Genomic DNA, 19,477 nt, shown 5'->3' with positions numbered 1-19,477 from the left:
TTCAGATAGTATCGTTCGTTTTTTTAATCTATGGAAACGGCATCGTTCTTCTCCATGTTCTTGGCCCGGAAATAGCTGCGGTAATTACTAAATCCCGCATGGAGCACAATCTCCAACACCGGTGTTTTTTGCTTTCTCTGTACAGCCTCCGCGTGTAACCGCTCCACCTCCTTCAGCCGGTAATTATTGATGAAACGGTTGAAATTCACACCATATTCCCGGTTGATGAAAGCCGATATGTAAGTCCTGTTGGAAGCGAGATCCCGGGCCATATCGGTTATTTTGAATTCCGGATTCAGATACGGTTTCCGGTCCTCCAAATATTGCTCGACCTGCTGCCGCGCCAGTTGCGGATAATTTCCCGACGCGGTCATTTCCTTTTCTTTGACGGAGACAGGTTCGAGAATCACGTAATTCTCCGAAAGGATGCTCAGGCACAGCACGATATGGGTGAATACCGCCGGCAGCGTCGTGAATGCCCAGGCAAACCCCAACCCGTCGAACAGCCCGACACCCAATATCAACCCGGCAATCGGCAGGGTTTGCAGCACGACCCTGAAAAGGACGATAAAGGAGAGCCAATCCAGCGACATGCGGTAGATATCGGCGGAATAGTCGGTTATCCTGCGTTTATACGCCTTTATGCGGAGCAGGCTCAGCCAGGAATATAAAATGCACAGTACAATGCAACCGATAAACGTGCTGTCGATGATTGCAGATGTGAGGTTTACGTCGTTATCATAAATAGCTGTCCATCGCTGCCGGAACGGGACTGCCAACGCGATCGCGCAGATAATTAAGGTCAAACACGCCGGAAGGATGAAATGACAGGCCGGGAACCGTTTCCGCTCGCCCGTATCCGTAATAATATGCGTGATCCGGTAGAGGAATACGGGGATGAACCCGAATGAGGAAAAGAAAACGGGCAGGTATGCGATGAACGTGTCGCGGGCAACGGAATGCATGACCATTCCACTCCAAAACAGCATCATCAGACTGTATACGGCGATCATGTTGTAATGAATCTTCCGGTCGACTGTATTGGAAGAGCGGGTCGTATCGAGCGAAATCAGGATCAGGCTGACCGCCGCGCTTACCACCGGCATTGAGAAAACGATTGCACGTCCGATATCCTGATTCATTCTTCCTTATTCTTTACTTGCGGTTCCTCGTCCGGCTGTTCCTTGGCCGCCTTTTCCAATCGGATCGCACGCTGGAAATGGCGGGAGTCTTTGAATCCCGCCATAACCATTACCCGATAGGGATTCTTGCGTTCGTTCGAAGGATGCGCCATTAAAATCTGGTACTCCTCGATCCGCCACTGGTTCAGGTAGCGCCGAAAATTCATGCCATAGGTCTGATTGATGAAATTGGACATGACGGTACGGTTCACCCCCATCGCCTCAGCCATGTCGGTCAGTTTGAAATCGGGATCGAGGTACGGCTTTTTCTGGGACAAATAGTTTTCGAACGCCTTTCTGCTCAATGGTCCGTGCGCATGGTCCGGCGCAAGGCGCTGTTTGTCGATCAACCCGTTGTTCTCGCTCTTTTTTCCGGCGGCCGGAAACAAGTCGGAGGTTTTGTAAGAGAGATACTGCCTGCGGATGACATGGTATGTGAGCAGGATTTCCTGGACTATGATACACAACGCGTTCAGGCGGACGAGCCATCGGTCGGAACAGACTACCGAAGGTAAAAAAGCGATCAGCCATATGGCGATGAAAAGCACGAAGAGCACGACGAGCCAATGCGACGATCTTATACTGAACGATTTTCGATCCGCGTCGACCTTTTGCACGACCGCCTGCTTGTAATACCGCGACAACAGCCGGCAGGTCGGAACGATATAGGCTATCGCCGTGACGAACCGCAGCAAAAAGCCGGAGATGAACAGATACGTATAGCGCTCGGCGGGCGACAATCCGGCGATTCCGTCTCCATGCGGCAATATCCAGGCTGCCGCTGTCAGGATAACCGCCGACGCGGGCAGCGGCCAAAGGTAATTCAGGACGGGAAAGTTTCGTTTATTCCCCAAGTAGGTCAGGTAATAGACGATGTTGTAGAACAATACGGGAATATAGAGATACGATAGTGCGAAAGGGATATCGACCGGAAGGAATACCGGGTTGTCAGAGAGCACGTGCCAGAGAACGGATGCCCACCACACGGCGATCAGGATACAATAGATGCTCACGACCCGCCTCAATTTTCGTTCGGCGGGGTTGCGGTAATTCCAGATCAGCAATAAGGCAAAGACCGAACATATGACCGAACAGCAGATCGGCAAAATATAGACCATCAGGCTGCCGTATGTGACAAATGTTCCCATGATTCAAATTATTTCTCCCGAACGAGTGTTCCCGCCGGCTGTTTCCTGCACGCCGGAACCGTCCGGGATGCCACAGGCCGCATACCTCCGGGATTACGGCGTGTGAATGCAGTATAACGCGCTGGCTTTATTTACATTGCACCCATGGGCGAAGAGGCTCCGTGCGCCCCGGGAAAAGTCCGTTTTTGATGATTTGACATATCCTTTACAAAATTGCGGTTTGCGTATAAGGGTCGTTACGATTTTGCCGATGTGATTTATACGTTTTGGCATTATCCGGTAGCAAATATATCATTTCTTTGTGCAGAACAAAAAAATCCCACGGCTATTTTGCAAAAAAGTTTTTCAGTCACTTCACCCGCTCCACCTATTTATAATGAAAAGAACAGAATTCATTCTTCCGTCATAATTGCGGCAGCCTCTTCCGAGGCCGTTCCGCCGACCATTCCCAGAACTGTTTGACCGGATTTATCAAGCTGAGAAAGCAAGGACACCGCAACTGTCCTTTCGGGTGTCTGTACACGGGCAGACCGTAAAATCTGCAACGCAATAATTTAAAGTATGAAAAATGGAATTATAAAACGAATGTTCGTCCTGTTGGCAATCGCCGTCACCGGCATGACGCAGGGTGTCAAAGCCCAGAGCGTGGCTGTCAAGAGCAATATGCTGGCAGACGCTTTCCTGAATCCGAATTTGGGAATAGAAGTCGGACTCGCACCGAAATGGACTCTGGACATTACGGGGCAGTTCAACGCATGGACACTCGCGCACGACCGGCGCTGGAAGCACTGGGTTGTTCAGCCTGAAGCCCGATATTGGTTCTGCGACCGCTTCTCGGGGCACTTTGTGGGCGCACACCTGCACGGCGGACAATATAACATCGGAGGTTTCGACGGAAAAATCAACTTCCTCGGCACGGATGCCCGCAAACTGAAGGACAGCCGCTATCAGGGCTGGTTCGTCGGCGCAGGTGTCGCTTATGGTTATGCGTGGATACTGGGGCGGCATTGGAACCTCGAGGCGGAGATAGGCTTCGGCTATTCCTATACACGCTATGACCGCTTCCGGTGCACCGGGTGCGGCAGGAAGATAGAAACGGACAAGCCGCACCACTACGTAGGGCCGACAAAAGCGGCAATCAACCTTGTTTATGTATTTTAATCGTGTACAAGATGAAAAAGAGATTATATATCCTTTCAGCCCTTTTGGGCATGATTACGGCGGCCGGAGCGCAGACCGTAACCGACATGCGGAAACGGGACATCGTGGACGGCGTTTCCGTCGGGAGATTCAGTATGGAGCGTAACGGTGGGTACATCGCTGTAAACATGCTTCTGGATTTGTCGGGGCTCGACGTGGACAATAATCGCGCGGTGCTTCTTACGCCATGGCTGGTCAATGGCCGCGACTCGCTCGACCTGCAATCGGTAGGGGTTTACGGCAGGCGGCGCTACTATTTCTATGTACGCAACGGCGTGAGCATGCTGTCGGGCAAGGATGAAAAGAGCTACAGGGCCGCGGAAAAACCCGGCGACATCGAATATCACGCCATGGTGCCGTACGCCGGATGGATGAACGGCTCCGCGCTGTCGCTTCACCGCAGCGACTACGGATGTTGCAACACGCTGCTGGCAGAGCAGGACGGTATGCTCGGACGACACAGCGAGGCGTTTTTTCCCGAACTGGTATATGTGCGTCCGCAAGGACGGGCCGAAAAACGGGATTCACTCGAAGGTTCGGCGTTCATCGACTTTCCGGTGGACCGGACGGCGATTTATCCGGACTACCGGCGCAACGCCGCCGAACTCGGGAAAATACAGTCGTCGATCGACTCCGTGCGAAGCGACGCGGATATAACCATCACCTCGGTATGGCTGAAAGGCTATGCTTCGCCCGAAAGTCCCTATGCGCATAACCGGGAGCTGGCTATCGGACGTGCCGACGCACTGAAGAGACACATACAGCGGCTCTGCCGGTTCGAAGGCGACATCATCACGACCGGCTACGAACCGGAGGACTGGGAGGGATTACGCCGCTATGTGGAACGGTCGAACCTTGCACATCGCACGAGGATCATCGCGCTGATAGACAGCGATCTGGAGCCGGATGCCAAGGAGTGGAAACTGAAAAGCACCTATCCCGAAGAGTACCGCTTCCTGTTGCAGCACTGTTATCCGGCGCTGCGCCGCACCGACTACCGCATCGCCTACACCATCCGCAGTTATAGCGATGTGGAGGAGATAAAACGAATCATGCGCGAGCGGCCGCAAAAGCTGGACCTGAACGAGTTCTACCTCGTCGCACAGGAGTATGAACCCGGCACGGACGAATTCACCGAGGTGTTCGAAACAGCGGTGCGCATGTTCCCGAACGACCCCGTCGCCAACCTGAACGCCGCCAACGCCGCAATGCGCCGCGGTGACCTCGCAGGGGCGGAACGTTACCTTGCCAAGGCGGGCGATTCGCCTGAGGCGGTTTATGCCCGGGGCGCGCTGGCCGTCCGGCAAAAGGATTACGACAGCGCCAGGCGCTACCTGAACGAAGCGCAATCGCTCGGATCGGAACAGGCGGGCGTCACGCTCGAACAACTGGAAAAAGAGAGATACTGACAAGAAAAACAGCTTATTAACAAGATCGAATCAACACATTTATGAAGATGAAAAAATTATTTTTTGGTTTGTTCGCATGCGCCTCACTGTGTGCATGCTCGAACGATGAATCGGGAGTCATTCCGGACGATACCCCGAAGGTTTTCACGGGAGACGAGGCGTATATCAATGTCCGGCTCGCCGATGCAGGCTCCCTTACGAGGGCGCAGGAAGGCGAATTCGAATACGGAACGAACGAACAGTCCGTTAAAAACGCCTTTTTCTACTTTTACGACGCCGACGGCGTATTCGTGGCACAAGGCGATGTCTGGACAGGTGGCAACGCCTCGACGACAAACCCTGCCGGCAACATCGAATTTACGGGCAACAACGTCGTCGTGCTGAAAGAACTGGGCCGGAAGAATTATCCCAAATATATGGTAGCGGTACTTAACAAACCGACGGGCTTCCTGTATGGAAACACGCTCGGGGAGATGCAAACGGTGCTTGCGGACGGGAATGCGGAAGGCATTTATTATCCCTCGACGGCTAATAATGTCACGACCGATTACTTCACCATGAGCACGACGAGCTATACCGAAGCCGGTCGGAGCGCCTATTTCGTCACGGAAGTCAAAGAGGAGAATTTCTTGCCCGAACCGATGACGGACATCAACGCCATTGCCAATACGGTGACCGTATATGTGGAGCGTCTGGCAGCCAAAGTAACCCTGAATGTGTCCGAGCAGCTCGTGAAGGATGCCAATGGGCGTTATCCGATAAAGGCCACCGTGGCGGGTGAAGACAACTCGGCCGGAAACGACGACGTTGCTTCGGAAGAGCTTTATGTCGAACTGCTCGGATGGAAGCTGAATGCCACGGCGAAGAGATCGTACATGGTTAAGAACATAGACGCAACCTGGGCGAACGGCGATTTGGGCTTTACATGGAACCGGCCGACCGACTACCGCAGTCATTGGGGAAAGTCGTTCAACTACGGTCTTTCGGGCTATCCCGACAATGCAGCGGGAGTCCCCGCCAATTCCGAATACCTGAACTATGTCGATTTGGAAAACGGCCTGACTGCATTGGGAGCCCCCGCCTATTGCGCCGAAAACACCAACACCAGCGCAGTCGTAACGGCCGATTTCCCGTCCGCTGTCACGAGCATCCTGCTGAAAGCCAAGGTCTGCGATGCGAGCGGCAATGCGCTCGACCTCGTGCGTTACAACGGCGTGCTGTTCCGGCATGACTCCTTCCTCGAATACGTGCTCAGCGTGCTGAAAGCGAGAAACCAACACACCGTGTGGTATGAGAACGGCAAGGACGCACAAGGCAATACAAAATACACCCAGATCGGCAAAGAGTATGTGAAATTGGAGAATACGGGCGACGGAGAAGTGAAAGCGGTATTTACGAACGAGCTTGAAATCCCGTTGTATGCGGAGGACGGTTCCAGTTGCTCGGAGGAGATCATCGACGTTCTTAACGACGACCTGGCCGCCGCGTCCGCAGGCGCCGTCGCTTACAACGGCGGACTGATGTACTACAACATTCCGATCGAACACCTCAACAACGACGCTGCAGAAAACGGAACTGTTCCGGAGGCCAAATACGGCGTGGTGCGCAATCATCACTACGTAGTCACCATTGACAAGTTGGAAAAAATAGGCAAGGGAATCTTTGACGGGAACGAAAAGATCGTTCCCGGCGATCCGAACGATGACACCTATTATGTCGGTGCGAAAATCAATATCCTCTCCTGGAAGATCGTCAGCCAAAACGTAGAACTTTAATCATTGCATGAACAGCCATTCCATGAGGGGGCTTCTCCCTCATGGAATGGCTTGAAAAAACGCTTCCGATCCGGCGTAAAGAGAGGACGGAACCGGAAAAGGCGCATTTGCCAATTCCCTCCGAAAATGAAAATTCCCTGCGGCATTTTCCGCAGTATAAATAATATAACGACATAAGCCAAATGGATATACGGTCTTACATAAGAAAATCGGGCGGCAGGCTGCTGGCGGCCGTCGCCTGCGCTTCGATGCTATATGCCTGCGACGGCTTGATCTATGACGGCGAGGGCGACTGCACGGTGAATTACCGGGTGGAGTTCCGTTACGATTACAACATGAAGTTTGCCGACGCCTTTGCCCGCGAGGTGAACACCGTGACGCTTTACCTGCTCGATGCCGAGGGGCGGGTGGTCTGGCAGCGCACCGAGCAGGGAGAGGCCCTGTCGGCCGACGGCTACGCCATGACCGTAAACGTGGAGCCGGGCGAATACGACCTGCTCGCTTGGTGCGGCACTGCCGACAAAGGTTCTTTCTCGATACCCGCAACAACCGTCGGCAGCGAACTGACCTGCACGCTCGGCAGACGGCACGACGCCGGGAACGAGGCGTTCGTCGCCGAAGACCTCGACCGCCTGTTCCACGGGTGGCTGCCGGGACAGACGTTCGGCGAAACCGAGGGCACCTACACTTATACCGTCCCGCTGGTGAAAAACACCAACAACGTGCGGGTGGTGTTGCAGCACCTTTCGGGGGAAGCCATGGACAAAGACAGGTTTGTATTCACCATCACCGACACCAACGGCAGCATGGATTGGGACAACTCGCTGCGGCCCGACGAGCCGGTGACTTTCTACGCATGGCATACCGACGCCGGGGAAGCGGGCCTGGCTTCCCGGCCCGACGGGAACGCCTCCGGCCCGAACGCCGTGTTCAGCGCGGTCATCGCCGAGCTGACCGTGCCGCGCCTCGTGAAAGGGCAGGAACCGCGGCTCACCGTGACCGACAGGGAGAAGGAGAGGACGGTTTTCTCCATTCCCCTGATCGACTACGCCCTGCTTGTGAAGGGATTTTATAACCGGAATATGGGCGATCAGGAATATCTCGACAGGCAGGACGTGTACGACATGGTCTTCTTCCTCGATGAAGGCGACCGTTGGCTCGAGACCTACATTTATATCAACTCCTGGAAAGTGGTGTTGCAAAACAGCGATTTGTAACAGGGGAAAAGCAAATGAAGAATATGGCAAGACATATCGTCTCGGGGACTCTGGCGCTCCTTGTGTTGTGGACTGCCTCGTGCAGCCATGACACGGAGGCCTTCGGCACATCCGACAAAGAATCGGTTCTCAGCATCGGCCTCAGACTGCCCGCAGCAAGCCCGAAGGCCGGCGAAGGCTATGAAGTCGGCGAAACCTATGAAAACTACATTGACATAGAGCACAACAATTACAGAATCTATTTCTTCACCTCCGACAATAAGTTCATCGCCCGTTTTGAACCGGACGGTTTCGTCGTGGCCGAAGGGAGCGATTACCGGGATTACAGCATGCTCGGCAAGGCGCCTGCCGTTCTGGCCGATCACAAGAATTTCAAGATGGTCGTACTCGCCAACTGGCCCCAATACGGCGATGAGACGATGAAGGCAGGTGAAACGCTGCTTGCGGATATCTGCAATGCCGAATGGGGGCGGTTCGACTGTTTCTCTCCGTTCGGGCCGGGCCCCGATCGGTTGATTCCTTTCTACGGTGTCAGCGAATACAACGATATAGCGCTCAGGCCCGGAGAGGTCACTTTGCTGCCCGAGCCCGTCGCCCTGCTCCGTGCCGTGGCGAAGGTGGAGGTGGTGCTCAAAACGGAGGCCCGTTTCGACCTGTCGTTCAGCGAGGTGAAGATCCGCCGCTATAACCGGACGGGATACTGCGCCCCGAAAGACGTCTTCTCCCGGGAAGATTACGACCACGACGGCGCGTGGGACAGCGATTACGTCAGCGGCCTGCACCTCGTGGAAGACAGCAACGATGCGGAAGAGAAAACGCAAAATTTCCGCTTCGCGGACAAGTGGACCGACACCGACGGGAACAGATACGAGAAATGGACCGCCTATCTGCCTGAATACCGAAACATCGGCGCAGGCGACAAATACTCGAACATCGAAGTCCGGCTCGACGCCCAGACCGGTGAGGACGAACCGCATAAGGTCTATTTCGCAAATTACGACGAGAGCGGAAAGACGGACAATAACGACAATGCCAGGCGTTTCGACATCGCCCGCAACAACCTGTATCGTTTCACGGTCACCGTCCGTGACAACCGGCTCACGGTGAACGTACAGGAATGGCAATATGCCTATGACAACGAATATACTTTCGACTGATATGAAACATTGCTTTTTATTCATGCTCTTATCGGCGGCCGTCGCAATGTGCGGCTGCACGGCAGAGTTGCAACCGGAGACAAGCGGTACCGGCGGAACGATCCTCGACGAGGGTGAACTGACGGAGGCCCTACTGAATTTGTCCGTCGGCCGGTTCGCCGTCGAAGCATCGGCGGGGACAAGGGCGTCCATACCGAGCGCCACCCCCGAGCAGGAAACTGCGGAGGAAAAGGAGATACACGACATCTGGGTATTCCAGTACGATGCGGCAACGCAAGAACTGCTGATAAAGCCGCGCTACTATACCGTCACCGACCAGGCTGCGTTGCAAGACCTGCCCGTATACCTGAAAGCCGGAGTTCCGTCCGTCGTCTATGCCGTGACCAACACGGGCTATGACAACTGGGCCAACGACGGCACGGATGCTTCATGGCAAAAATTCAGGCAGGCGGAACAACTGAAAAAACAAACCCTGCCTACCGCTTTCCCGTTACGGTCGATAGACAAGGTGTCGATACCGATGGCCGGGGCAAGCGAAGAGGTGGAGGTAACGACAGGTATCACGGTCACAGTCCCGGTTACACGCATGTATGCCAAACTCAAAGTAAAGGTCGAGATGCGCAAGGCCGGGATGGAACTGAACAACGTCAACGTAAGGCAAATCCCGAATGTCTGCCGGGTAGAGACGCTGGCCGGCGACGGCAATGACGAACCGATGGATGCGGTTCCGTTTCCCGACGGAACGACATTCGGTTCCATCGCCTTTGCCGCTTCGGATCTGGAAAAGAATGAAGATCCGGAATGGGCGGTTTTTTACGTCCCTGAAAACCTGCAGGGGGAAACCGAAATTCAGGGCGGCAACAAGTCCGACGCAGCTCCCTCCGATGCGCTTGTGGTGGATGTGACCGCCGAGATCGGCGGCGAAAGATATCTCTATGCGGTTTATCCCGGCGGAAATTCGCTCAACAATTTCAACATACAGCGCAATCAGGTTTACCGCATAACGGTGACCATTACGGGGGAGAAAGGCCAGAGCAATCCGTCGGCCAACTGTTTTGTCGTAAAACCCGACGGCTTTCTCTCTTTCGAACCCTATTACCGTACAGAGACCGGCGGCGGATATAATTTTGCGGATTATTTAAGTCCCCATGACGAACTGCTGAAAATAGCCCGTGTCGGCATTATCTGGCAAACCAAAGACTGCATCGGCGATAACACGAACGGAACGTTGGTGCAGCTCGGTGAAAACACGGGCGACATTCATCAGAAAATCTATGTCAGAACGCAAAAGAAAGGCAATGCCCTGATCGGCGCCTACAACAGCGAGGGCGACATCCTATGGTCCTGGCACATCTGGGTTACGGACGATGAGCCGGATAATCTCGGCAGGGCCGTTACTTATTACACATACGACTGGGACCAGAACGGCATATATCCCGAAAAGCCTCGCATTCAGGGCTATGCTGTCATGTCATGCAACCTCGGGGCGCTGGCGGAGAATCAGAAAGGCATGGGAAACGGTCTCCACCGGTATCCGGATCCGATGACGCAGGCTTTCGGCATGTTGTATCAATGGGGACGAAAGGACCCGTTCCCGCCTTTACGCCATATCGCAAGCGAGTATCAGGATTATAACGACGAGCATACGGACCTGCATTATGACAACTCCAACCAGGTCGAAGTGCATAAGACATCCGCTGCCGATGAAACCAAGCTGTTTCATTCGGTGGTCGGAAGCACCCTGACCGGAGCCGTCAGACACGCTATCGCCAATCCCACCGTTTTTATCAGCGGAACGAACGCAGTCAAACAAAATGAAGCTTACGTACAGGCAAAGAACAACTATTTCAATAATGGCGACTGGTGTCCGGCCGGAGAAAGCGACAACAAACTTTGGGGCGGCCTGGAACCGGCCGCCGATGGAATGAAAGCTTACACGATTAACTCGAATAATAATGTCCATATATACGACAATTACGGGACGGAGAAATCCATTTTCGATCCCTGTCCCACGGGTTGGAGGGTTGCTTCGGGTGAATTGTGGCTCGAATTTACAAATACGGGAATCAATCCGGCATCTATGGGCGACATCAATTACGACGACAAGTTTCCGATCGGGTACGGCATGAATATGTATATGCAGAAATGGAAAGACGGTCCGACATCCTATTTCCCGACGCAGGGAACACGCGTGGGTGACGGAGGGGGTATCCGCACAAGCAGTTGCGGGAACTACCACAATGCAACCACGGACACCGGCAACCGGGTGAACATTTTGCATATCCATCAGGATTACGGCCTGTTCCACATATTCGAATACCAATTCTATTTTTACTATGTAAAGTCGGTGGCAGGACCGGTCCGATGCGTGCGCGATTCGAAATAAAGCATTGTGCTTCAAAACTCTGATAACCAGGGGAGAGTGACGAATGTTTCACGAAATTCGTAACCAAACAAAGCCCCCTTGTAGTATACTTACTACAAGGGGGCTTTGTTTGGCACTTATTAGTGCCGGCTTTTGCGTTTTTAGTACCCCATCACGGGCTCCGACACCAACCTCACGGGGTGGGGCACCGTCACCGCGGGTTATAGCTTCCGGGTGATTGTCAGTCTGTTGGTTGGTGTCTGAGCGTCCTGAAACACGGAAAAAAGGTCTGTATCTCCGGGGATGCAGGCCTTTCTTGTTTTTCAGAGGTTCGGCGCCGCGGCATTGGCCGCCGCATTCGAAATTTTATCTCCCTGTCATATAAATTGTTGAACCTGAGTGAAAAAAGTTCATCCATTTCTGGCAGTCCATTTGTACGGACGTGCCATAACCGCGCCTTTTGAGTACCGTTCCATTCAAGGCGGACACCGGAATGGGTCGTCGTTCGTCCGGTCGTTTTCGGGACAATAAAAAATAGGGAAATGAATAAATTCTATTTCGTGCTGGCAATCCTGCTGGCATCGGTGCATACGTCTCGCGCCCAGAGATGGGCCGTCAAGAGCAACCTGCTCTACGATGCTGCGACCACGGTCAATCTGGGCGTCGAGGCGGCGCTCGGCCGCCGGGTCACGCTCGACGTGTCGGGCAATTACAACCCCTGGAAGTTCGGCGACGCCCGGCTGAAACACTGGCTCGTACAGCCCGAAGTGCGCTATTGGCTGTGCGAGAGTTTCAACGGCCACTTTTTCGGACTGCATGCCCATTACGCCGAATACAATGCGGGAGGGATCGATTTCAGCACCGATTTCCGCCGCAACCGTTATCAGGGCCACCTCTACGGTGCGGGATTGTCCTACGGCTATCAATGGTTGATCGGCAGGCGTTGGAACCTCGAAGCCACGGTCGGCATCGGATATGCCCGCCTGTGGGACCGGAAATATCCGATCGCTGAGTGCGGCGAGGTGATCCGGACCCGGTCGCGCAACTATTTCGGACCTACCAAAATTGGCCTGACACTCATCTTTATCATCAAATAACGTCGCAGGATATGAAATATAGTACGAAATACCGCATGGTCGGTCTGCTTTCCGCCTGCCTGATTGTTGTCGCTGCGGCTTACGGCCGCGAAGGTTCCCCGGCGGCCCGCCGGGATGGCAGCCGTCTTTGCGTGAAACTCGCGATCGTTCCCGGGATCGAAATTCCGGCCAACGGCCGGCTGACCGTGACGCCGGTCGTCACCGACGGCGAACGCCGGATGCAGCTGTCACCCGTCGTTTTCACGGGACGCATCCGGGAGAAAGTCGATGAGCGCCGGGAACGTCTTTACGGCGTCCCGGCCGTTTCAGAGAGCGTTTACAGCAATACGGTCGTCCGCCGGGGACGGAAAAATCCGTCGGGAAATGCGGTTCTCTTCGAAGGCGAGGTCCCTTACGAGCCGTGGATGGCGGGCGGACGGGTCGTCCTTTACCGCGATTTGGAGGGGTGTGCCGGACTCCGGACGGCTCTTCCGCCGCTGGTCGCCGCCGAAATTGCCGTTCCGGTACAGCCGCGGCTGTCGTTCCTCGTTCCCGCGGACGAACCCAAGCGGCGCAGCGAACAGATCACCGCTGTCGTACACTTTCCGCAGGGCCGTTCGGTGCTGCTGCGCGGCTTCGCCGACAACCGCTGTCAGCTGGCGCGCATCGACAGCCTTACCGCCCGCCTCGGAGGGAACGATACGATCCGGATCGAAACCATTTTTCTGAAAGGCTACGCCTCGCCCGAGGATACCTATGCGTTCAACACGCGGCTGTCCGCGAATCGCGTGCGGTCGATCCGCGCTTACTTGCAGGAGAATTTCGGTCTGGACACGGCGGAATTCGTCACCGCGACCGAACCGGAAGACTGGGACAGCCTGCGGCGCTGGGTCGTCGTCTCCGACCTGCCAGCACGGGACGAGGTCATGGCCGTGATTGACACGGTGCCGGACCCCGATGCCCGCGACGCCGTGATATGGCACATAGACGACGGCAAAACTTATCTCAAACTTTTGCACGAAGTCTATCCGCAGCTGCGGCGCGTGGATTACCGCATCGGCTATGCACTGCCTCCGTTCACCGTAGCGCAATGCCGCGAGCTGATCGGTTCCCGTCCCGAATGGCTGAGCCTCGGCGAAATGTGCCGGGTGGCGGAATCCTATCCCCTCGACTCGCCCGAAAGGGCCTATGTTTGCGCGGTTGCGTTGGAGTATTACCCTGACGACCCCTGCGCCTGCAACAACATGGCGGTGCTGGCCCTGCGGCGGGGCGACGTACAGACGGCCCGCCGATGCCTGGCCCGCTGCGCCGGAGATTGCCGTGCGCTGAACAGCCTCGGTGTCTTGTACCTGATCGATGGCGATGCGCCGAAGGCGCAGCATTGTTTCTCGCTCGCCGCACAGGGCGGGTCCGCGGAGGCGGCGTACAATCTGGTCCATTTCAACGAACTGAGCTGCGAATGGTAGCGGCGGTCTATAATTTTAAAAAACAAAATTATGAAAAAAATTTACAATTTGTTGGTACTGGCGGCGTTCGCCGTCGCCGCAGGAGCGTGCACCGATCCCGAAGAAAACACGGATACTGCCGCTCCTGCGACCGGGAATCTGCAATTCATTACCCGGGCGCCCCGGTCGGTGTCGGTCGGCGGCCCGGTCCACGGTATCGGCGAATATCGAATCCTGGCGTTCAGAAACACCGGTTCGGGTTATGTCTATATGCAGGACGTTCCGCTCGGCGGCATGGATTTCGACGGCTCGGCCTTCTCCGGCACGGTGCCGTTTCCTGCCGGTGACTATAAGTTCCTGCCCGTCTACGGGTTGGTGACGCCGGGCAACTACACGTGGCCCGAACTCCCCGGCGCGCCTCTCTCCGATGCGCTCTGCGTGACGCATACCGGGGAGAATTTCCCGGCGACGTTCATGCTCAACGTGCCGCTCGATGCGGTTCCTTCCTACACCGTGTCGCTCGACGGTCCGAAACAGACGGTCAATGCTACGCTCCGCCGGGCTGTTTCGCGCGTGGACGTGCTCTTCATCCGTGCTGAGAAAGACCCCGCGACGGGGTCCTATGCCGAAAAGCCGGGCGACGACGTTTTCGGTCCCGAAAAATTGGCCGGGGTCAAGCTGTCGTATACCGGAGCCAACAGCCGGCTGGGGCTTTCGGGTGAGAAGTCGGAGGGGATTTTCGACGTGTCGCACACCATCGCCTCACCGGGCGATGCGTTGACGATGGGCACGGGGCCCTCGACGGTCGTGGGCGTCGGCGAATACGATTTCGAGAACGTGCGGCCTGCCGACATTATCTCGGGTTCGGCGCATCTGAGAGGCACCTGCCTGATCCCCAATGGGGACGATACGCCGTCGGCCGGTTTCACGATGCAGCTCACCTCGGGCGGGGGATCGACGCGTACCATTGCCCTGGCGGATAAGATTCCCGTCGAGCGCAACAAGGTGACGCTGATCCGGATCTACGTGTTGGGCGACAATGTCTTTACCACGGGCGTCGATTTTGCGGTCGAGGTCGATACGGCCTGGGATGGATCGAACTTCGTGGACGGGGAGATCGACTGACGAAAAACGACGAACTATGAAACAGCGCAAACATACGATGCTTATTCTGGCCGCCGTCCTCTGCGCGGCCTGTTCGGAGCCGGACGCGGCTGATTCCGTGCCCGCTCCGGGAACGGCGCGCGTCACGCTGCGGCGCGAAGGAACGGCGGAAGTGGCGGCTTACGCTTTCCGCCGCCGGGGCGACCGCTTTCTGTTCGACACGCTTTTCCGGGAGGGGTGGAGCCCCGAGGGCACGCTGTCGGTGCGTATGCCGAACGGACAGTACAAATTCCTGTTCGCGGGCGGGGCGGGCCGGCGGCTCGTGCCGGAACCCGATCCGATTGACCGGCAGACGGCCTGGGAAGAGGTCGCCTTCGCCCTGCGTGAGAATGCGGAGGTGCCCGGGACCTGTCTTCCTGCCGATGAGCTGTTCCTGCAATATCCCGCTTCGGACGCCGATGCGGTCTACACGGTCGGCGGCAGGGACCTGACCGTTCCGGCGACGCTCCGGCGCGCCGTCTGCCGGATCGAAGTCTCCGTCCGGCGCGGTTACCGCGACGGACGGCAATACGTGGAGGTGCCCTATGAGAAACCGCACTCCGTGCTCGACGAGGTCGAGCGGATCGAACTCTCGGCCGGCAACACGGGCCTGCGCGTGAATCCCTCCGGCAGCGGCGGAACGGCTGTCGTGACGGCTGTGCTTGCGGCGGCGGATTATGCGGAACTCACCGACGGGGGATTCGTCCGGCTCGAAGGGCCTTTCGTCATTCCGCCCGCCGACGGCGGGGAGGTGACTCTCGACCTTTCGGTGGTCCCGGCGGAGGGTGCCGCCCTGCAACCGGTGCAGCTGCACCTGACGGGACGTGCGGAGCGCAACAAGCGTCTCGACATTATACTCTGGATCACCTCGGGGTATCCCGTCGTGGGGGTCGAAATACGAACCGCCCCGATCGAGCGGGAGCAGGAGGGAGATACGGGCATTTGGGAATAAAAAACGATCGTGATGAAAAGAATTATGCTATATCAAATCTGCGGAGCGTTGTTCTCGCTCTCGTTACTGGCGGCGTGCGGGTTGGAGGCGCAGGAAGAGTGCCTGCCCTGCGCCGGCAACAAACTTCGTCAGGCCGAACTGTTCTTGGAGGGCCCGGCTCCCGTATCGGGACTCGAAACTCCGCTCCATGTTTTCCGCCGTGCGGCGGGAACGCAGGACGGATACGTCCTGGACCGCACGTACGCTTCGGTTGCCGACGGAGAGGTGTTGAAACTCCCGCTCGCCGAACTCCGGAATTCCGACTACCGGTTTCTGATGGTCGCACGACCCGGGGGCGGGGAGTGGTTTTCGCTGGGCACGGCGGCCGGAACGCCGTTCGTTCCGGGTGTCGCCTGGGAGGACCTGCGGCTGGAATGTGCTGCGGGCGCCGCAGCGGCGGAGGGTTACTGCGGATTTACGGACCTGAGCGGCGAGACTCTCCTCCGCGACGGAAGCATCCGCCTCACGCTGACGCGCATCGCCGGACAGGTGCTTTTCGATATCTTCCGTACGGGAGGTTCGCTTTCGCAGCCCGAGAGCGTCGTATCGTCTGATGTGGAATCGGTGATTGACCGGGTCGCCCGGATCGACATCACCTACGAGAATCCGACGACGGCGCTGCGTTTCGATGAAACCGGGACGCTCGTTCCCGCGGCCTATGCGCCGGAGCCGCTGACACGGAGCGTCCTGCCGCGGGCGACGGATTTCAGGGTCGCGCTCCCGCAGGCGGACATGGGGCTGCGGGTCTACGATGAAGCCCTGCGCGGCAGCCTGCGCATGGAGGGGGCCTATCTGCTGCCTTCCGACTCGAAGCTCCGCATAAAACTGCTCTTCACCTACTACGACACGACACCCGCCTGCGGTGACGGCCACACCCACGTTCCGGCATGCTTCCCGCAGCGGCAGGCAACGCTCGTTCTTCCGGCGGCCGGGGCCGCCGCGGGACTTCCGGTGGCCGCGGACTGCTATACGGTCAACCGGGCGGGCCTGCGCTGCGACCGGATCATCGACGTTCCGGTCGGAGGAGGTATCGAGACGAATTTCGACTGGCAATGAAACGATTAAAACGAACGGTTATGAAAAGAATTTCAATCCTGTTGGTATGGGCGGCGTTCCTGGCGGGCGGTTGTTCGGATGAAACGCCCTTCGGACGCATTTCGCCGGACGGCGAACCGCGTGTCGAAGTCGGTTTCCGGCTGGAAGCCGTCGATACTGACGCCTCGATAGAACCCATGACGCGCGCTACCTCCTACAAGGAGTGGTTCGGCAACTCCTGCCGTCTGCTGATCCTGAAAAAGGCGGACACCCGCTGGATCGTGGATGCGACGCAGAACGTCCTGCTCGACGCGGCTTCGGGACCGTGGCTCGAACTGAAACTCTCCGGCGACCTGCCGCCCTGTACGTTCGGCCTGGAACTCCGGCCGGGCGACTACCGGATCGTCGCCGTCCTCAACTTTCAGTCGGGCGACTGGAACACGGAACTCGTTCCGGGTACGGTGGTTGCCGATGTCGCCGACGCCTCGATGCGCACGCCGCCGCTGATCACCTACCTGATCTCGACACACTGGATGAATACCGGTTACCGGCAGTTGAGCCGCGAGGTTTTCGTAGCCGTTGCCGATTTCACGGTTCCCAAAAGCGGGGATCTTCATTCGTCCGGCGTGCCTGCGGTGACGCTTCGGGCCGAACGGCGCGTGGCGAAATTCCGTGTACTGCTCAAAGACAAGCGTTCGCCCGTGAACGATTTTTCGTTCCAGAAGACGGCTCATACCTTCCGGGCGCGCTTCATCTCGAAGGCGACGCCCTTTGCCGAAGGAATCGACGCGCTCGGGGGCATGTATTACGGCGATTCCGGGGTTTACGAACTGCCGTGGTGCATGTCGACGATAGGAGAATTCTACGCCTCGGGGACGGATGTCTACCAGATGTGCCAGACCAATTCGACGGTCTTTTCGCCTTTCCTCTTCGCCGACCCCCGGTCCGCCGGCGTGCCTTTCGAGATAACGGACATCCGCATTTCGGGTGCGAGCGGCTCGGGCGGATTCTCCTATAAAACGGGTGAGTCCTTCACTCGCACGCTGGTCTGTAACGGGATCTGCGGCGTCGTTTTCGAAACCACCGATGTCTACGACGACTCCTCGTCGCAACTTCTGGTCGATGTCGTCGGGGCGGTTGACAGCAAGGGCGATCCCGAAGACGCGGCGGCGCTCTTCGATCCCTTTTACGAATGGAACGCCGCATCCTATTAAAAACACGAAGCTATGAGAAATTTGTCCTGCATACCGTTTGCGATTCTGTGTCTGCTGTCGGCGGCTTCCTGCATCGAGGAGAAACTCGACGCTTGTCCTCCCGGGGGCGGGAGCGTCACGGTCGCGCTCCGGGTCGAGAAATTCCGGACACGGCCCCCTTACCGGCCTTCGGACATGGAGCCGGACTTCGCCGCACGTGTCCATTCGCTCGACTACCTGCTCTACGCCGACGGCCGGCTCGTCGGACAGGGACGTGCGGAAGACATACGCGCTGCCGACGGCGACAGCTATCTTTTCCGGTGCGATACGCTTCCGTTCGGAACCTACCGGCTGGCGTTCGCCGCCAACACCGAACCGCGTATGATGACCGGGAGAAAGGATGCTCCCGAACTCTGTTATATCGCTTATCAGGGTGAAGGGGGCGACGACCATTTCCGGGCCGACGTGCCGTTCGAGGTGACGTGCCCCTGCCGCAACGAGTTCGAAGCCGTGCTTCAGCGCGTGCACGGCGTAACGCGCTTCCGTTTCGAGAATGTGCCTGCGGAGATCGCATCCGTCGAGGTCTCGCTCGACAATGTGGGCGGGCGCATGCCGCTCTGCGGCGATCCCGACCTTCCGTGCGAAGTCGTCCGGCGTATCCCCGTCGCGGGACTGGCGGCTCGCGCTGTCGGTTCGTATACGCTCGGTACGTTCTGCACGCTGCCGGGCGTGAAGACCGCTTGGCGGCTGAAACTCTATGCCGACGACGCCTCGTCGCCGGTCTACGACCGCCTGGTCACCGATACGCTCTGTATCGAATGTAACCAACTGACCGAACTTGCGGCCCGTTTCAGGGACGGGGACTTTCAGGGAGAGATCGATTTTTCGGTCGATGTCGATACGACGTGGGACGGTTCGAACGACGGCGGCGGCGATGTTACGCTCTCACGGAGGACGGCCGCCGTGTCCCGGACCCAGGATACGGCGTCACGGTAGCCGGTGCTTCTTCGTAATAAAGTATCAATCCTCCGGCGATTCCCGTCAGAACTCCGGCGACGGTGATACACACCGCCTTTCTCCGGGATTTATGTATTATCATCCTCATTTTCAACCAGATTTTTATTTTGCGGACCTGCAAATTT

Annotated in this window: 15 protein-coding genes; 13 read left to right on the top strand and 2 right to left on the bottom strand. The window is 57.0% G+C overall.

The annotated features are described in order from the left end of the window. Positions 1–23: 23 nt before the first annotated feature. Together BLU78_RS02870 and BLU78_RS02865 are read right to left on the bottom strand one after the other, a co-directional pair. Positions 24–1,142 carry a helix-turn-helix domain-containing protein gene (locus tag BLU78_RS02870; protein WP_010264212.1) on the bottom strand — a complete coding sequence of 373 codons (1,119 nt, stop codon included), beginning with the start codon at positions 1,140–1,142 and terminating at the stop codon, positions 24–26. Beyond that, a complete protein-coding gene (locus BLU78_RS02865) occupies positions 1,139–2,329 on the bottom strand; it encodes a helix-turn-helix domain-containing protein (RefSeq protein WP_010264216.1) in 1,191 nt (396 codons plus the stop codon). Before BLU78_RS02865 ends, BLU78_RS02870 begins: the two co-directional genes overlap by 4 nt. A 585-nt stretch (positions 2,330–2,914) precedes the next feature. Here BLU78_RS02865 and BLU78_RS02860 point away from each other — a divergent pair. From BLU78_RS02860 to BLU78_RS02800, 13 genes are all read left to right on the top strand, one after another. Continuing rightward, on the top strand, positions 2,915–3,490 hold the full coding sequence (locus BLU78_RS02860; RefSeq protein WP_010264219.1) for a DUF3575 domain-containing protein: 576 nt from the start codon (positions 2,915–2,917) through the stop codon (positions 3,488–3,490). Positions 3,491–3,501: 11 nt separating this feature from the next. Beyond that, positions 3,502–4,938: a DUF3868 domain-containing protein gene (locus tag BLU78_RS02855; protein ID WP_026020771.1), complete on the top strand. Its 1,437-nt coding sequence runs from the start codon at positions 3,502–3,504 to the stop codon at positions 4,936–4,938. 41 nt (positions 4,939–4,979) lie between these two features. Further along, complete coding sequence (locus BLU78_RS02850; protein ID WP_176791118.1) at positions 4,980–6,713, top strand: Mfa1 family fimbria major subunit; 1,734 nt, start codon at positions 4,980–4,982, stop codon at positions 6,711–6,713. 182 nt (positions 6,714–6,895) lie between these two features. Beyond that, the gene (locus BLU78_RS02845; RefSeq protein ID WP_010264229.1) at positions 6,896–7,930 is read left to right on the top strand and encodes a FimB/Mfa2 family fimbrial subunit; all 1,035 of its coding nucleotides are present in this window, start codon (positions 6,896–6,898) and stop codon (positions 7,928–7,930) included. A 23-nt stretch (positions 7,931–7,953) separates the two neighbouring features. After that, positions 7,954–9,087, top strand: a complete 1,134-nt coding sequence (locus tag BLU78_RS02840) for a hypothetical protein (protein WP_231290896.1) — start codon at positions 7,954–7,956, stop codon at positions 9,085–9,087. 1 nt (position 9,088) lies between these two features. Next, positions 9,089–11,473, top strand: a complete 2,385-nt coding sequence (locus BLU78_RS02835) for a DUF4906 domain-containing protein (RefSeq protein ID WP_244886498.1) — start codon at positions 9,089–9,091, stop codon at positions 11,471–11,473. Positions 11,474–11,994: 521 nt separating this feature from the next. Then, positions 11,995–12,549 carry a DUF3575 domain-containing protein gene (locus BLU78_RS02830; RefSeq protein WP_010264239.1) on the top strand — a complete coding sequence of 185 codons (555 nt, stop codon included), beginning with the start codon at positions 11,995–11,997 and terminating at the stop codon, positions 12,547–12,549. 11 nt (positions 12,550–12,560) lie between these two features. Beyond that, positions 12,561–13,994, top strand: a complete 1,434-nt coding sequence (locus tag BLU78_RS02825; RefSeq protein ID WP_010264241.1) for an OmpA family protein — start codon at positions 12,561–12,563, stop codon at positions 13,992–13,994. A gap of 30 nt (positions 13,995–14,024) precedes the next feature. Then, positions 14,025–15,098, top strand: a complete 1,074-nt coding sequence (locus BLU78_RS02820; RefSeq protein ID WP_010264243.1) for a hypothetical protein — start codon at positions 14,025–14,027, stop codon at positions 15,096–15,098. Positions 15,099–15,114: 16 nt separating this feature from the next. Beyond that, positions 15,115–16,068 carry a hypothetical protein gene (locus BLU78_RS02815; RefSeq protein ID WP_010264245.1) on the top strand — a complete coding sequence of 318 codons (954 nt, stop codon included), beginning with the start codon at positions 15,115–15,117 and terminating at the stop codon, positions 16,066–16,068. A gap of 12 nt (positions 16,069–16,080) precedes the next feature. Beyond that, positions 16,081–17,163 carry a DUF5031 domain-containing protein gene (locus tag BLU78_RS02810; RefSeq protein WP_231290898.1) on the top strand — a complete coding sequence of 361 codons (1,083 nt, stop codon included), beginning with the start codon at positions 16,081–16,083 and terminating at the stop codon, positions 17,161–17,163. A 20-nt stretch (positions 17,164–17,183) separates the two neighbouring features. After that, a complete protein-coding gene (locus BLU78_RS02805) occupies positions 17,184–18,356 on the top strand; it encodes a hypothetical protein (RefSeq protein ID WP_231290900.1) in 1,173 nt (390 codons plus the stop codon). Between the two features lie 12 nt (positions 18,357–18,368). Then, on the top strand, positions 18,369–19,331 hold the full coding sequence (locus tag BLU78_RS02800) for a hypothetical protein (protein ID WP_044106523.1): 963 nt from the start codon (positions 18,369–18,371) through the stop codon (positions 19,329–19,331). Positions 19,332–19,477 lie beyond the last annotated feature (146 nt).

This window comes from Alistipes timonensis JC136, from assembly GCF_900107675.1.
In the GTDB taxonomy this organism is placed as follows: Bacteria; Bacteroidota; Bacteroidia; order Bacteroidales; family Rikenellaceae; genus Alistipes; species Alistipes timonensis.
Note: the sequence above shows the minus strand (reverse complement) of the source record. Positions and strands in the feature narration are given on the sequence as shown.

Excerpts from the sequence above, each read along its gene's own strand:
- BLU78_RS02860 (WP_010264219.1), top strand. The coding sequence starts at position 2,915 with ATGTTCGTCCTGTTGGCAATCGCCGTCACCGGCATGACGCAGGGTGTC.
- BLU78_RS02830 (WP_010264239.1), top strand. The coding sequence starts at position 11,995 with ATGAATAAATTCTATTTCGTGCTGGCAATCCTGCTGGCATCGGTGCAT.
- BLU78_RS02810 (WP_231290898.1), top strand. The coding sequence starts at position 16,081 with ATGAAAAGAATTATGCTATATCAAATCTGCGGAGCGTTGTTCTCGCTC.
- BLU78_RS02825 (WP_010264241.1), top strand. The coding sequence starts at position 12,561 with ATGAAATATAGTACGAAATACCGCATGGTCGGTCTGCTTTCCGCCTGC.
- BLU78_RS02850 (WP_176791118.1), top strand. The coding sequence starts at position 4,980 with ATGAAGATGAAAAAATTATTTTTTGGTTTGTTCGCATGCGCCTCACTG.
- BLU78_RS02800 (WP_044106523.1), top strand. The coding sequence starts at position 18,369 with ATGAGAAATTTGTCCTGCATACCGTTTGCGATTCTGTGTCTGCTGTCG.
- BLU78_RS02870 (WP_010264212.1), bottom strand. The coding sequence starts at position 1,142 with ATGAATCAGGATATCGGACGTGCAATCGTTTTCTCAATGCCGGTGGTA.
- BLU78_RS02845 (WP_010264229.1), top strand. The coding sequence starts at position 6,896 with ATGGATATACGGTCTTACATAAGAAAATCGGGCGGCAGGCTGCTGGCG.
- BLU78_RS02835 (WP_244886498.1), top strand. The coding sequence starts at position 9,089 with ATGAAACATTGCTTTTTATTCATGCTCTTATCGGCGGCCGTCGCAATG.
- BLU78_RS02865 (WP_010264216.1), bottom strand. The coding sequence starts at position 2,329 with ATGGGAACATTTGTCACATACGGCAGCCTGATGGTCTATATTTTGCCG.
- BLU78_RS02820 (WP_010264243.1), top strand. The coding sequence starts at position 14,025 with ATGAAAAAAATTTACAATTTGTTGGTACTGGCGGCGTTCGCCGTCGCC.
- BLU78_RS02815 (WP_010264245.1), top strand. The coding sequence starts at position 15,115 with ATGAAACAGCGCAAACATACGATGCTTATTCTGGCCGCCGTCCTCTGC.
- BLU78_RS02855 (WP_026020771.1), top strand. The coding sequence starts at position 3,502 with ATGAAAAAGAGATTATATATCCTTTCAGCCCTTTTGGGCATGATTACG.
- BLU78_RS02805 (WP_231290900.1), top strand. The coding sequence starts at position 17,184 with ATGAAAAGAATTTCAATCCTGTTGGTATGGGCGGCGTTCCTGGCGGGC.
- BLU78_RS02840 (WP_231290896.1), top strand. The coding sequence starts at position 7,954 with ATGGCAAGACATATCGTCTCGGGGACTCTGGCGCTCCTTGTGTTGTGG.